Genomic DNA, 12,691 nt, shown 5'->3' with positions numbered 1-12,691 from the left:
GAGGAGCCGGGGGAGGTGACGGCGGGTGATGCCGTCGAGGTGATCTCCCGGCCGGCGCACGGGGTGCGGGTGGCCGAGGTGTTCGCCCTCCAGATGCACGATCGCCCCGACTTGGCCGGGCACGTCGCGGGTGGCTTGGCGGATCTGCCGGAGAAGTGGCGGGAGTCCGTCGCCGCCATCGTGCGGCGCTACCGCTCGGGGCGGCACTCGATGATGGCGTAACCGTTGTCCAGCGGGGTGAAGTCCTCGATGGTCAACCCGGCAGCCCTCGCGATCTGCTGGGTGCGGTCGAGGTCGCGCATCCGGCCGCCGGCGTAGACCATCATCCGCAGGTCCATCTCGGTGAACAGCTCCATCAGGTTTTTGTCCGGGAGCAATTCGACGATCAGTACTCGCCCGTCCGGGCCGATCACCTGCGCGCAGTGCTCAAGGATCCGGGTGGCGTCCTCGTCGTCCCAGTCGCCGAGGACGTCGCAGATCACCACGGCGTCGGCCGCGATGGGCAGCGGGTCGAAGAAGTTCGCGGTGACCACTTCGGCGCGTTCCCCGACGCCTTGCTCCCGCAGGTAGGTTGCCGCGTTGCGGGCCGGTCCGATCAGGTCGACCAGGATGCCCTGCAGGTGCGGGTGGGCCCGGAGGATCTCGGCGAGCAGCACGCCCTTACCGCCGCCGACGTCGGCGATCCGGGGGTAGGCGCCCCAGTCGTGCGCGGTGGCGATCAGCGGCGCGATCCCATAGGTCTTGGTCTCCATCAGTGAGTCGAATGAGTCCGACAGCTGCGGGTTGTGCGCGAGGTCTTCCCAGAAGGACCGGCCGAACGCGGCCGGATATGCGGGGTGGTGGCCCCGGACCTGTTCGACGAGTTCGACGAACGCGAGGTCGGCTCGACCGACGGCGCCGTCGAGGTCCAGCCACGGCTGCGGCCCGTCGGTGAAGTCGCTGCGGAGCGCCTCCGAGGCGTCGTTGGGACCGAAAACGTCCGCTCGTGGCTCGGTGAATATGCCGCGGTGCACCAGGAATCGCAGTACCCGGCCGAGCGGGTCCGCCTCGGCCTTGCAGCGGTGCGCGATCTCGGCGAGCGGGAGCGGGCCGTCCTTGACCACATCGGGCACCCGCAGGGTGGCCGCGGTGCGAACTGCGAATGGCGTGGCCAGGTCGGCCATTGCCCAGATGTCCGATGACTCGTGGGGCATGCGTTGCAGGGTAAGCCCGCAACGCTTGCGAAGCGCGCCGCGATTTCCCGGCCTAGCCTGCATCCGGTTTCGATCAGTCCTCGACCGGTTCGGTTGTTCATTGTGGACACCGGCCCCGGCACCGGATGCCGACGGTAGACCGCCTCGCGGTGCGGTCAGGAAGGATCTCGGATGCGGCGAGAACCCGTTGTGCCTGCGGGAAACTCGCAGCACGGGCTCTCGAACAGCGCTCGCGGGCTGATGGCTCAGCCCTGGAGCAGCGAGACGATCCGTTCAGCGGTCTCCTGCATGTGGCCGCGCATGACCTCGCGCGCACGGGAGGCATCCCCGGCCTCGATGGCGTCGACGATGGGCGTGTGCCGCTGCCAGTCCATGTTGCGCAGTGCTTGTTCCGGCCCGGAGCGGGCGATCGTCGCACGGGTCATCCCGGACAGGTGTTGCCAGGAATGCACGAGCGTCTCGTTCCCGGTGAGCTCGCACAGCCGCCGGTGAAACGCCAGGTCGGCCTCGACGAGCTCGGAAATGGGCTGGTCGGGGTCGCGGAGCTTGTCGACGGCCGCGCGGAGTTGCTGGACGATTGCGGTGCGGTCCGCAGCCGAGCACAGCGTCTCCACCGCCAGCGTCTCCAGCGCGCCGCGCACGGCGAAGATGTCGTCGACCTCGGCCGGGCTGAGCGCGCGAACCAGCAGTCGGCCGCGCTCGTCGCCGACGACAAGCCCTTCCTGGACAAGGTGGCGCAGCGCTTCCCGCAGCGTGCCGCGGGAGACCGAGAGGGCATCGCTGAGCTCGGTTTCGATCAGCCGGGTGCCCGGCGCGAGCTGGCCACTGCTGATGGCCTCGCGGAGCTTGTGCAGACTCTGCTCGCGTAGCGTCTGCCGGTCGACGCCGGACAGCGCTGGGACGTCAAGGGACACCGGGTTCTCGCCTCTCTGCTCGTCGAAGAACCTTCACTCTAGCCCATGGAAACGATCAACGGTCGACTGTTGACAATCGGCATCGCCGCGTCGGTGACTTTGCGTCACCGACAGCACGAAGGGGTGTCGCGGTGAAAAGATGTCCGGGATCGGCTGCTCGACTATTTCCTTTCGCCACCGGCCGTTAGCGGATGCGCTGAGCGCGATCGTGCGCCTCGGCCCGCTCGGTATCGACCTCGGCGGGCTGCCCGGGGCCTGCGACCACCTCCCCATGCCGCTCGACGGCCACGCCGACGACGTGGTCCGCGTACTCGACCAGCACGAACTCCGGACCGGGCGATCAACGTCGATGCGGGCCCCATGAACGACCCGGCGCTGAGCGACGACGTGCTCAAGGCCGTCGGCGGCGCGCTGATCTCCCTGGCGGCCCGGCTCGACGCGGTGATCATCGTGCCCTGCGGTGCGCAGTCGCGGGAACCGCTCGTCGACGAGGCCACCAACCTCGACCGCCTGGCTCGCGGCTTCCGGCTGCTGGGCGACCTGGCCGGTGAGCGGGACGAGCGGCTGCTGTTCCGGTCTGTCACACCCGCGAACTCGCTCGGGCGCTGCTCGACCGGGGGTCCGCAGTCGGCGGGTTTAGTCCTCGACGTCAGTCACATCGTCGCCGGGGAGATCGACGAGATCGCTTTCGCCCGCGACTTCATCGACCGAGCACGTCCATCTGCGCGACGCCGTGCCCGGCGAGATCAACCTCAGCCTGGGGCGCGGTCGCGTGGATTTCGCCGGAGTCATCCGCACCCTCTGCGAAAGCGGCTAAACCGGCCGCTACGTCCTGGAGCTGGATACCCACGATGTAGCCGAAGCCGACCGCGAAGCCGTCGCCGCGCGGGCCGTCGAACTGGTCGCGGCTTTCCTCGCCTGACCTCGATGCCCGCCAGAAACCCCGCGAACAAGGAGAGATTCATGCCCGCCACGCGCACCGTTGTGATCGCCGGGGCTGGCTCGGAACGCGGCATCGGCCGCGAGACGGCGCTACACCTAGCCGCCGCCGGCTTCGCCGTCGCCGTGCTGGACATCGAACGAGGACACCTCGATCGAGATCGCCATCGACGAGGTCGCGGAGCCCAAGCGCCGCCTGCCGCTGATCGTGCTGCTCCTGCCGGCGAGGCCGGTGCGAGCTTCGGCGGTCACGTGCACGATAACGCGTTCTGGATGTTCCGTGGTCTGCTGGGCCTGTACACCCGGGGCGCCTTCCAGGTCTACACCGTCGCCCAAACAATCATGTCGGTCGTTGCGCTGGTCCTTGTCCTCGGCGCCGGCGCGGCCCGCTGAGCGCGGCACGCCGATTTCCATTGAGCTTTCTTGATCCTGATCTTTGCAGGTCAGGTGGGGTGGACGTGGGCGGCGAGGCGTGAGTGGGCTGGTCAGAGTCATGATCATCAAGGTTGATCATCTGACACCGTCCCTCAGCCCACGGCAGCGTGATCGCGATCACGGCCGGGGAAAACGAAAAAGGTGGCCCGCGGCGGTTCGAATGGGTTCGTGACAACATAAAAAACCTCGCCGAGGGCGCAGCGCCCATTTTGTACCAGGGCCAGCCGCCGGTCTTCACCCGCACGCTACAGACCGTCGGCGACCTGATCTCCGGTCTGGCGTAAGGAAATCGGCTTCCGCCGGCGCAAAGCCACCCCCCGCGCGCGCAGGCGATCATCGCGCCGGACGTACTGCGTCACGCTCAACGCTTGCCGGACATGGCCAGGGGCAACGTCGTCTCGGCCTGCACGATCGTGGTTGTTCGTCAGCGGGCGATTTCCAGGTTGGTCAGCACCAGCAGTGCTCGCTGCAGGCGGGTGGCGTTGCGGGTGTGCATGCGCAGCCGGGTGAGGATGCGCCAGTTCTTCAGGTCGGCGAAACCGTGTTCGCAGGCGGCGCGTTCCCGGGCGAGGAGCTGGTTGGCCTGCTTCTGGGCGTCGGTGATCGGGCGGCAGCGGGCCGCGCGGCGGCCGGTGTGATGACCGGGTCGTCGGGGTCGTCTTCCAGGCCGGTGAATCCCAGGTCGGCTACGGCGCCCAGGCCGTGCTCGCGGAGTTTCGGGGTGAGCTTGTTGCGGCGTGAGGTGGTGGTTCCCAGGCCCGGCCGGGTGCGGACGCGGAGATCCACAGCAGGTTGCCGTGGGCGTCGGTGAGGGCGAGAAACAGCAGGCCGTGGGCTTTGTGTTTACCGCTGTAGTTGGCCCGGTTGGCGCGACCCGTGCGCCGCTGGGTGCGCACGAGGGTGCCATCCAGCAGCATCATGTCCGCTCCGGCGCGGGCGGCGTTGGCCGGCACGCGGTCCAGGCGGGGGCGCGGCGGCCAGTAGGTCGATGACTTCGGCGACCCACCTGCTGATCGTGGATGCCGAGACCCCGTTGCCGCCGGCCATGTCCAGCAGCCGCTGGTCGTGACGCAGTACCGCAAGCGCGATGATCGCCTGCTTGCCCGGAGTGGCTTTGCGCCAGCGGGAGCCGATCTTCTTGCAGTGGGCGGTGATCAGCGAGGCGACGTAGTCGATCGTGGTCTTCGACAGCGTAAGCCGGACCCGATACATAATGGGCTCTGCGCCCTCGGCGGGGCTCGATTGTGTTGTCACGAACCATTCAAACCCGCCGAGGGCGTCTGTCTTCTCTTCCCGCAACATGATCACGATCACGGCTGCTCCGAGTCCCCGTCCGGTGTCAGATGACCAACGGAAACGATCATGCCCTTGACCAGGCCGCCCACAACCTCCACCGCCCGCGTCCACACCCTCTGGCCAGCCAAGATCAGGATGGAAAAGGCCCATTGAAATTGACGAGCCCCAGCGGAGTCGATCCGCTGTGCTTCGACCATTGTGGACTTCCTGGCCGACTGCGCTAGTGCCGCGCTGCCGGACCGGCACCTGCGGTACGGTGGCGAAAAGCCTGGGAGGACGGTCCGCATGCACTTGGCCGAAGTGGCCGATCTGGCCCGACAAGACGCTGCCGACGGCGTGCAGCAGCAGATCGTCGCGGCCCTCATCGACTCTGGTGGGCGGGTCCTGCTGGTGCGCCGGTCCGAGACGGATTCCCGTGGCGGTGAATGGGAATTCCCCGGCGGCAAGGTCGATCCCGGCGAAGATCTGGGCACCGCGCTGCACCGCGAGGTCGTCGAAGAAACCGGGCTGCACATCGCCGAGGTCACCGGATATCTCGGCGCGTTCGACTACATCGCCCAGCGCGGCACGTACAACCGACAGCACACCTGGTCGGTCACCGTCACCGCGATCGACGACGTGCGGCTGACCGAACACGACGCCTACGCCTGGGTCTCGGCAGCCGACGAGCTCCCGCTCAGCGCCGAACTCGAAGCCATGCTCGACAGGCACCTCAAGGGCTGACCACCCGAGCGCGCAGCGGCTCAGCCACCATCCGAAGTGGACACTTCGGCCCCGGTGCGGCGATGGAGTTCCGCCTTCTCGCGGTCGGGCTACTAATTGTTGACTGTCAACAGTCGGCGAATCGAATGGGTGCTGTGACGGAGCGCACCTGTTGCGTTGGTCCGGTTTCTGGGAAAGATTGGAGTACAAAAGGTTTGGCTTCCTAGTAATTACCGACCGGGTCGGCGGAAGGTGCGTTGCGACATGACCAACGAGCTGGAGCACTTCATCGGCGGCAAGCGCGTGGCGGGGACGTCCGGCGCCTTCGGTGACGTGTTCGATCCCAACACCGGGCAAGTGCAGGCCAGGGTGCCGCTGGCCTCGGCGGAGGAGGTCGCGGCGGCGGTCGACAACGCCGCCGAGGCGCAGCCGGCATGGGCGGCGCAGAACCCGCAGAAGCGGGCGCGGGTGCTGATGCGGTTCCTCCAGCTCGTCAACGACGAGATGGAGTCGCTGGCAAGGCTGCTCGCCTCCGAGCACGGCAAGACCGTCGCCGACGCCAAGGGCGACATCCAGCGCGGCCTGGAGGTCGTCGAGTTCGCCGTCGGCATCCCGCACCTGCTCAAGGGCGAGTACAGCGAGAGCGTCGGCACCGGCATCGACGTGTACTCGCTGCGGCAACCGCTGGGCGTGGTCGCCGGCATCACCCCGTTCAACTTCCCGGCGATGATCCCGCTGTGGAAGGCGGCACCGGCGATCGCCTGCGGCAATGCCTTCGTGCTCAAGCCATCCGAACGCGACCCCTCGGTGCCGCTGCGGCTGGCCGAGCTGTTCATCGAGGCCGGGTTGCCGCCGGGCATTTTCAACGTGATCAACGGCGACAAGACCGCGGTGGACGCGATCCTGATCGAACCCCGCATCGAGGCCGTCGGCTTCGTCGGCTCGTCGGCGATCGCCGAGTACATCTACTCGACCGCGGCCGCCCACGGGAAGCGCGCCCAGTGCTTCGGCGGTGCCAAGAACCACCTGATCGTGATGCCCGACGCGGACCTGGACCAGGCCGCCGACGCGCTGATCGGCGCGGGCTACGGCTCCGCCGGGGAGCGCTGCATGGCGATCTCGGTCGCCGTGCCGGTCGGCGAGGCCACCGCGGACGCGCTTGTCGACAAGCTCGTCGAGCGGGTGCACCGGCTGAAGATCGGGACCAGCTTCGACCAGTCCGCCGACTTCGGCCCGCTGGTGACCAAGCAGGCGTGGCAGCGGGTCCGCGATCTGATCGGCGTCGGCGTCGACGAGGGCGCGAAACTGCTGGTCGACGGCCGGGACTTCCAATTGTCCGGGCATGAGGACGGGTTCTTCCTGGGCGCCTCGCTGTTCGACCACGTCACAGCGGACATGCGGATCTACCGGGAGGAGATCTTCGGCCCGGTGCTGTCGGTGGTCCGCGCCGCCGACTACGACGCGGCGGTCCGGCTGCCCAGCGAGAACGAGTACGGCAACGGCGTGGCAATCTTCACCCGCGACGGCGACGCCGCGCGCGAGTTCGTCTCCCGCGTCAACACCGGCATGGTCGGCGTCAACGTGCCGATCCCGGTGCCCATCGCCTACCACACCTTCGGCGGCTGGAAGCGGTCCGGATTCGGCGACCTCAACCAGCACGGGCCGGACTCGATCCGCTTCTACACCAAGACCAAGACGGTCACCTCGCGCTGGCCCTCCGGCCTCAAGGAAGGCGCCAGCTTCACCATTCCGACCATGCACTGATCCGGGTGGGTGCCAAAAGCGCCAAAAGTGCTAAAAGCGCCAAAAGTGCTAAAAAGGGGAGGGTACGGACATGTCCGTTGCAGCGGTTGCCGGTCCGGTGTCGCCGTTCGAGCTCACCGAGGACCAGCGCGCGATCCAGCAGACTGCGCGGGAATTCGCCGCCGAACAGCTCGCCCCGCACGCCATCGAGTGGGACCAGGCCAAGCACTTCCCGATCGACGCGCTGCGCGCCGCCGGACAGCTCGGCATCGGCGGGATCTACGTCGACGACTCGTTCGGCGGCAGCGGGCTGAGCCGGTTCGACTCGGCCCTGATCTTCGAGGCGCTGGCCACCGGCGACCCGTCCATCGCCGCCTACATCTCGATCCACAACATGTGTGTCGGCATGATCGACCGCTTCGGCACGGCCGAGCAGCGAGCTCGCTGGCTGCCTGAGCTGTGCTCGATGCAACGCTTGGTCAGCTACTGCCTCACCGAACCCGGCGTGGGCTCGGACGCGGCGGCGATCCAAACCCGAGCGGTTCGCGACGGCAATGACTACCTGATCACCGGCGTCAAGCAGTTCATCTCCGGCGGCGGCACCTCGGACGTCTACGTGGTGATGGCCCGCACCGGCGAACCGGGCGCGAAGGGCATCTCCACCTTCATCGTGGAAGGCGGCTCCGAGGGACTGTCCTTCGGAGCCAACGAGAAGAAGATGGGCTGGAACGCCCAACCGACCCGGCAGGTGATCTTCGACGGCGTCCGGGTGCCCGCCGACCAGCGGCTCGGCGAGGAGGGCATCGGCTTCCGGATCGCCATGGCGGGGCTGGACGGCGGTCGTCTCAGCATCGCGGCCTGCTCGCTGGGCGGCGCGCAGGCCGCGCTCGACAAGAGCCTGGACTACGTGCGGGAACGCAGCGCCTTTGGCTCCAAGCTCAGCGAGTTCCAGGTGCTGCAGTTCAAGCTCGCCGACATGGTCACCGACCTGGAAGCCGCCCGGCTGCTGCTGTGGCGGGCCGCCTGGGCACTGGACGTCGGGGACCCGGCGGCCACCCGGTTGTGCGCGATGGCCAAGCGGCTGGCCACCGACGTGGGGTTCGCGGTCGCGAACGAGGCACTTCAGATCCACGGTGGATACGGCTACCTTGCCGAGTACGGCCTGGAGAAGATCGTCCGCGACCTGCGGGTGCATCAGATCCTGGAAGGTACCAACGAAATCATGCGGCTGATCATCTCGCGGGGACTGCTGGCGGCGTGACCGCCACCGGCTCGGGGTGGCCAGCACAGGACGGAGTCGCATCATGACTGAGCCCGAGATCCTGGTCCGCGAACAGGGATCGCTCGGACGGATCACGCTCAATCGCCCCAAGGCGCTCAACTCCCTGACGCTGGGGATGGTTCGGGCGATGGCGCAGGCGGTGGAGCAGTGGCGCACCGCCGAGCACATCCAGGCGATCCTGATCGACGGAGCAGGGGAGCGCGGGCTGTGCGCGGGCGGCGATATCCGCGCACTACACGAGGCGGCGAAGGCCGGTGACGAGTCGCTGCCCGCCACCTTCTGGATCGAGGAGTACCGGCTCGATTCGGCGCTGGCGCGCTACCCGAAGCCGGTCGTCGGAATCATGGACGGCATCTGCATGGGCGGCGGCGTCGGCATCACCGCGCACGGCTCGCACCGGGTGGTCACCGAGCGCTCCAAGGTCGGCATGCCGGAGGTCGGCATCGGCTTCATCCCCGACGTCGGCGGCACCTACCTGCTGTCCCGCGCCCCCGGGGGACTCGGCACGCACCTGGCGCTGACCGGTGCGCCGGTCGGCGGCGCCGACGCGCTTTACTGCGGTTTGGCCGACTACTACGTCAACAGCGCGAACCTGCCGGAGCTCATCGACGCGCTGTCCACCGGCGCGGTGGACGAGGTGCTGCGGAAGTTCGCCGAGCCCGCCCCCGAGGCACCGCTGGCCGCGCAGCGGGAGTGGATCGACGCAGCGTACTCGGCCGACGACGTCGAGGAGATCCTGCGGCGTCTGCGCGAACGGCCGGAGGAAGCCGCCCGCAAGAGCGCCGAGGCGATCGGGCAGAAGTCGCCGACGTCGCTCAAGGTCACCCGCAAGGCCCTGCGCAGCGACTACGGCTCGCTGGAGGAGGCCCTCGTCCAGGAGTACCGGCTGGCCGTGGCGTGCGTGCGCATCGGCGATTTTATCGAGGGCGTGCGGGCGACCCTGGTGGACAAGGACCGCAACCCGCAGTGGTCCCCGGCGGAGTTGTCCGATGTGGACGATTCCCGGGTCGATAAGTTCTTCGAACCAGTCGCGGACGAGCCGAACCTGTTCGGCTGAGCCGCGGCGGCCTTGACGAAAGTTCCAGCGCAGAAAGGGAAATGACAATGGCTGTCATCGGTTTCATCGGGCTGGGCCACATGGGCGGTCCGATGTCGGCGAACCTCGTCAAGGCCGGTCACCGGGTACAGGGGTTCGACCTGATCCCGGCGGCGCTGGAGGTCGCCGACCGGCACGGCGTGACCACGGTGGCGTCGGTGCCCGAGGCCGTCACCGACGCCGATGCGGTCATCACCATGCTGCCCAGCGGCAAGCACGTGCTGTCCCTCTACGACGAGGTGCTCGCCGCGGCCAAGCCCGGCACGCTGCTCATCGACTCCTCCACCGTTGACGTCGCGGACGCCCGCGAGGCGCACCTGCGGGCGGCCGAGGCCGGGTTCGGGTCGATCGACGCCCCGGTCTCCGGCGGCACCGCAGGCGCCGAGGCGGGCACCCTGACGTTCATGGTGGGCGGTGCCGAGGAGGACTTCCATCGCGCGGAGCCGCTGCTGGAACCGATGGCGCGCAAGGTGATCCACTGCGGCGGGCCCGGCAACGGCCAGGTCACCAAGATGTGCAACAACCTCATCCTCGGTGCGTCGATGGTCGCGGTCAGCGAGGCGTTCGTGCTCGGCGAGCGGCTGGGGCTCTCGCATCAGGCGCTCTACGACGTGGCGTCGATCTCGACCGGGCAGTGCTGGGCGCTCACCACCAACTGCCCGGTGCCGGACCTGGTGGAGACCAGCCGCGCCAACCACGATTACGAGCCCGGGTTCGCCGCGGCACTGATGCTCAAGGACCTCAAGCTGGCCACCTCGGCGGCGGAGCAGAGCGGCACGGACGCCGCGATCGGCCGCCTGGCCACCGAGCTCTACCAGCGGTTCAACGACGAGGGTGGCGGCGGCTTCGACTTCGGCGCGATCATCAAGTCCGTCCGGGACCATTCCGACCAGCGCTGACGCGCCGTGGTCATGTCGGGGAAAGCGACCGTCACCCGGGCGACGGTCGCTTTCGCCATGAAACCGTGCTGCCCCGCGCGAGGTGCGCACGCGGGGTAGCGGTGAGTGGAGCCGGGGCGGCGCACATCACCGACGGAGCGCGCGTACCCTGACGCTCTGTGTTGGAGTGGCTGGTCGAGTGGTATGACGGCGTCGAGCTGTGGCTCGTGCAGCTGGCGTACCCGTTGCAGGTGACCCTGGTGCTGGCGGTGCTGCTGCCGCTGTGCTGGGCCCTCGCGCGCGTGATCGACCGTGGCATCGACCGCCTCGGCGCGAAGCTGACGAGGGTCCGGGACGCGGAACCCCCGGTTGGCCGCCGGGACGGCGGGCGGAAGGGGACCGCGGCGTGACCTCGCGCAGGCGCATCTCGGCGGCGCTGGTCGGGCTGATCGCGCTGGTCGTTATCGGCTGGTTCGTCCGCGACTACGCCGGAGCCGGGACGCAGCAGGCCGTGCCCGGCGCGGAGTCGGGCCTGCCGGTGCAAGAACTGTCCGCGCTTCCGCCGGAGGCTGGCCAGACCTGGCGGCTGATCATCAAGGGCGGGCCGTTCCCGTTCCCCGGCAAGGACGGCTCGGTGTTCGGTAACCGGGAGCACATCCTGCCGGGCCAGGCGGCGGGCTACTACCACGAGTACACCGTGCCGACCCCGGGCTCACCCGATCGCGGAGCCCGGAGGCTGGTCACCGGTGGTCATTCCGAGCTTTACTACACCAGCGATCATTACGAGTCATTTGTGGTTGTCAACGCGGCGGGTTGAATGCGATGTTCGCAACGAAGTGGGCCAGCAAGGTGCGGAAGGAGCCGACGGTGAGCGAGATGGAGCAGCCGTCCGCCGACGTCACTGCGCGCGAGGCCGTAGATGAGGTGGAGCAGCGCGGCGCGGTCGCGCATGTCCTGGACGGTGCCGACCTGGTGAGCAAGCGAACGACCCTGGACGGGATCGCCGCGGTGCTGAACTTCCCGGAGTGGGCCGGCCGCAACCTGGACGCGCTCTATGACTGCCTGACGGACCTGTCCTGGCTGCCGGAGGGCGAGCACGTCCTGGTCTGGTCGGGCTTCCAAACGCTTGCCGAGCACGACCCGAAGGCTTTCAGCCGGATCAACGCCGTCCTCCGCGATGCCGTCGAACACCCCATCTGCGGCCGGCAGTTCACAGCGGTCCTGACCCGTTCCTGACACACGTGATCGCCCGTTCGTGACCAGGGGTGTCTCGCAATACTGGCCTCCGTGCAGAACAGGAGGCAGGATGACTGTCGTGAACATGCGGGCGAACGAGCAGCACGCACCGATGACCGCCGACGATCTGGAACGGCTACCCGACGACGGGCGCCGCTACGAACTGGTCGACGGGAGGCTTGACGTGTCTCCATCGCCAGCGCGCAAGCATTCGCGTATCGAGAACCGACTGGGGTACCTGCTGACCCATCTGGCGCCTGAAGAATACGAGGTCCTGCAGGGGGCGGGCATCAACTTCAACGCCGATCGGACCCATCACCGCATCCCCGATGTTCTGGTACGTCGAGATGAGGATGACGAAACGCACCTCACTCGTCCCCCGCTGCTCGCCATCGAGGTTGTCTCGCCGGAGAGCGTCCTTCGTGATCACCACACCAAGCGTCGCGAGTACGCCAAGTTCGGTATCGAGGCGTACTGGATCGTCACGCCGGAAGATGAGAAGCCGGGGATCGTTGAGCTTCGGTTGGCGGACGGTGAGTACCGCGAGGTGCAGCAGGTTCTCGGCGAGGACACCTTCGCCACCGAGTTCCCGTTCCCGGTCAAGATCGTGCCGCAGTGGCTGCTCGCCAGCGGGCCCTGGCGCGACCGGATCGGTGGCGAAGGCGATTGATCGGCCGGTTCACTTGAGGTTTTGGGATACCCAGGCGGGCTTTCGTTTTTCGGCGAAGGCCCGCATGCCTTCTTGGCCTTCCTCGTTTGCGAAGTGCTTCGCCGACAGCTCCAGCATTTGGGCGAACGCGTCGCTCATTTTCGACGGGCGCTGACCGATCAGCATCTCCTTGCTCCGGGATGCCGTCGAGCACCCCATCTGCGGCCGGCAGTTCACGGCGGTCCTGACCCGTTCCTGACACACGTGATCGCCCGTTCGTGACCAGGGGTGTCTCGCAATACTGGCCTCCGTGCAGAACAGGAGGCAG

General features: G+C 68.0%; 21 protein-coding genes. 13 read left to right on the top strand and 8 right to left on the bottom strand.

The features are described from left to right. Positions 1–15: 15 nt before the first annotated feature. The gene (locus BJ970_RS39355; protein WP_312864071.1) at positions 16–222 is read left to right on the top strand and encodes a hypothetical protein; all 207 of its coding nucleotides are present in this window, start codon (positions 16–18) and stop codon (positions 220–222) included. Here BJ970_RS39355 and BJ970_RS02570 read toward each other — a convergent pair. Next, positions 189–1,193, bottom strand: a complete 1,005-nt coding sequence (locus BJ970_RS02570; protein WP_246470660.1) for a methyltransferase — start codon at positions 1,191–1,193, stop codon at positions 189–191. The two genes, BJ970_RS39355 and BJ970_RS02570, sit on opposite strands and share 34 nt — an antisense overlap. Positions 1,194–1,438: 245 nt before the next feature. Further along, the gene (locus BJ970_RS02565) at positions 1,439–2,107 is read right to left on the bottom strand and encodes a GntR family transcriptional regulator (protein WP_184723176.1); all 669 of its coding nucleotides are present in this window, start codon (positions 2,105–2,107) and stop codon (positions 1,439–1,441) included. A gap of 139 nt (positions 2,108–2,246) precedes the next feature. Here BJ970_RS02565 and BJ970_RS37580 point away from each other — a divergent pair, with 139 nt between their 5' ends. The 3 genes from BJ970_RS37580 to BJ970_RS02545 all read left to right on the top strand — a co-directional run bounded on the left by BJ970_RS37580 (position 2,247) and on the right by BJ970_RS02545 (position 3,765). Then, positions 2,247–2,471, top strand: coding sequence for a hypothetical protein (locus BJ970_RS37580; RefSeq protein WP_246470659.1), 225 nt, complete (start codon positions 2,247–2,249; stop codon positions 2,469–2,471). Next, entirely contained in the window at positions 2,468–3,439 is a 972-nt protein-coding gene (locus BJ970_RS37575) for a GntT/GntP/DsdX family permease (protein ID WP_246470657.1), read from the top strand. Before BJ970_RS37580 ends, BJ970_RS37575 begins: the two co-directional genes overlap by 4 nt. A 149-nt stretch (positions 3,440–3,588) precedes the next feature. Beyond that, positions 3,589–3,765 (top strand): hypothetical protein, encoded by a 177-nt coding sequence (locus tag BJ970_RS02545; RefSeq protein ID WP_184723173.1) that lies wholly within the window; start codon positions 3,589–3,591, stop codon positions 3,763–3,765. A gap of 140 nt (positions 3,766–3,905) precedes the next feature. On the opposite strand, the gene BJ970_RS39840 is transcribed toward BJ970_RS02545, so the two are convergent. From BJ970_RS39840 to BJ970_RS02535, 5 genes are read right to left on the bottom strand one after another with little or no spacing between them, the layout of a single operon-like run. Continuing rightward, the gene (locus BJ970_RS39840; protein WP_376775101.1) at positions 3,906–4,085 is read right to left on the bottom strand and encodes a transposase family protein; all 180 of its coding nucleotides are present in this window, start codon (positions 4,083–4,085) and stop codon (positions 3,906–3,908) included. Further along, positions 4,007–4,267, bottom strand: coding sequence for a hypothetical protein (locus BJ970_RS37570; protein WP_246470655.1), 261 nt, complete (start codon positions 4,265–4,267; stop codon positions 4,007–4,009). Before BJ970_RS37570 ends, BJ970_RS39840 begins: the two co-directional genes overlap by 79 nt. Continuing rightward, positions 4,168–4,398, bottom strand: a complete 231-nt coding sequence (locus tag BJ970_RS39835; protein WP_376775100.1) for a transposase family protein — start codon at positions 4,396–4,398, stop codon at positions 4,168–4,170. Before BJ970_RS39835 ends, BJ970_RS37570 begins: the two co-directional genes overlap by 100 nt. Beyond that, positions 4,325–4,795 carry a helix-turn-helix domain-containing protein gene (locus BJ970_RS36910; protein WP_221468271.1) on the bottom strand — a complete coding sequence of 157 codons (471 nt, stop codon included), beginning with the start codon at positions 4,793–4,795 and terminating at the stop codon, positions 4,325–4,327. Before BJ970_RS36910 ends, BJ970_RS39835 begins: the two co-directional genes overlap by 74 nt. Next, positions 4,792–4,974: a hypothetical protein gene (locus BJ970_RS02535; RefSeq protein WP_184723170.1), complete on the bottom strand. Its 183-nt coding sequence runs from the start codon at positions 4,972–4,974 to the stop codon at positions 4,792–4,794. Before BJ970_RS02535 ends, BJ970_RS36910 begins: the two co-directional genes overlap by 4 nt. 88 nt (positions 4,975–5,062) lie before the next feature. Here BJ970_RS02535 and BJ970_RS02530 point away from each other — a divergent pair, with 88 nt between their 5' ends. The 9 genes from BJ970_RS02530 to BJ970_RS02490 all read left to right on the top strand — a co-directional run bounded on the left by BJ970_RS02530 (position 5,063) and on the right by BJ970_RS02490 (position 12,384). After that, positions 5,063–5,500 carry an NUDIX domain-containing protein gene (locus BJ970_RS02530; protein ID WP_184723167.1) on the top strand — a complete coding sequence of 146 codons (438 nt, stop codon included), beginning with the start codon at positions 5,063–5,065 and terminating at the stop codon, positions 5,498–5,500. A gap of 243 nt (positions 5,501–5,743) precedes the next feature. Then, positions 5,744–7,243 carry a CoA-acylating methylmalonate-semialdehyde dehydrogenase gene (locus tag BJ970_RS02525; protein WP_184723164.1) on the top strand — a complete coding sequence of 500 codons (1,500 nt, stop codon included), beginning with the start codon at positions 5,744–5,746 and terminating at the stop codon, positions 7,241–7,243. A gap of 70 nt (positions 7,244–7,313) precedes the next feature. Next, a complete protein-coding gene (locus BJ970_RS02520; RefSeq protein WP_184723161.1) occupies positions 7,314–8,483 on the top strand; it encodes an acyl-CoA dehydrogenase family protein in 1,170 nt (389 codons plus the stop codon). Between the two features lie 43 nt (positions 8,484–8,526). Beyond that, positions 8,527–9,561: an enoyl-CoA hydratase/isomerase family protein gene (locus tag BJ970_RS02515; protein WP_184723158.1), complete on the top strand. Its 1,035-nt coding sequence runs from the start codon at positions 8,527–8,529 to the stop codon at positions 9,559–9,561. Beyond that, positions 9,558–10,499 (top strand): 3-hydroxyisobutyrate dehydrogenase, encoded by a 942-nt coding sequence (gene mmsB / locus BJ970_RS02510; protein ID WP_281399506.1) that lies wholly within the window; start codon positions 9,558–9,560, stop codon positions 10,497–10,499. Before BJ970_RS02515 ends, mmsB begins: the two co-directional genes overlap by 4 nt. 158 nt (positions 10,500–10,657) lie before the next feature. Beyond that, positions 10,658–10,888, top strand: coding sequence for a hypothetical protein (locus tag BJ970_RS02505; protein WP_184723151.1), 231 nt, complete (start codon positions 10,658–10,660; stop codon positions 10,886–10,888). Beyond that, a complete protein-coding gene (locus BJ970_RS02500) occupies positions 10,885–11,295 on the top strand; it encodes a guanyl-specific ribonuclease (protein ID WP_184723148.1) in 411 nt (136 codons plus the stop codon). Before BJ970_RS02505 ends, BJ970_RS02500 begins: the two co-directional genes overlap by 4 nt. A gap of 59 nt (positions 11,296–11,354) precedes the next feature. Then, positions 11,355–11,714 carry a barstar family protein gene (locus BJ970_RS02495; RefSeq protein ID WP_246471110.1) on the top strand — a complete coding sequence of 120 codons (360 nt, stop codon included), beginning with the start codon at positions 11,355–11,357 and terminating at the stop codon, positions 11,712–11,714. A gap of 70 nt (positions 11,715–11,784) precedes the next feature. Next, positions 11,785–12,384 carry a Uma2 family endonuclease gene (locus BJ970_RS02490; RefSeq protein WP_184723142.1) on the top strand — a complete coding sequence of 200 codons (600 nt, stop codon included), beginning with the start codon at positions 11,785–11,787 and terminating at the stop codon, positions 12,382–12,384. A gap of 9 nt (positions 12,385–12,393) precedes the next feature. On the opposite strand, the gene BJ970_RS02485 is transcribed toward BJ970_RS02490, so the two are convergent. Continuing rightward, positions 12,394–12,549, bottom strand: coding sequence for a hypothetical protein (locus BJ970_RS02485; protein WP_184723138.1), 156 nt, complete (start codon positions 12,547–12,549; stop codon positions 12,394–12,396). Positions 12,550–12,691 lie beyond the last annotated feature (142 nt).

Source organism: Saccharopolyspora phatthalungensis (genome assembly GCF_014203395.1).
Lineage (GTDB): Bacteria > Actinomycetota > Actinomycetes > Mycobacteriales > Pseudonocardiaceae > Saccharopolyspora > Saccharopolyspora phatthalungensis.
This window is presented reverse-complemented; position numbering and strand designations above follow the sequence as displayed.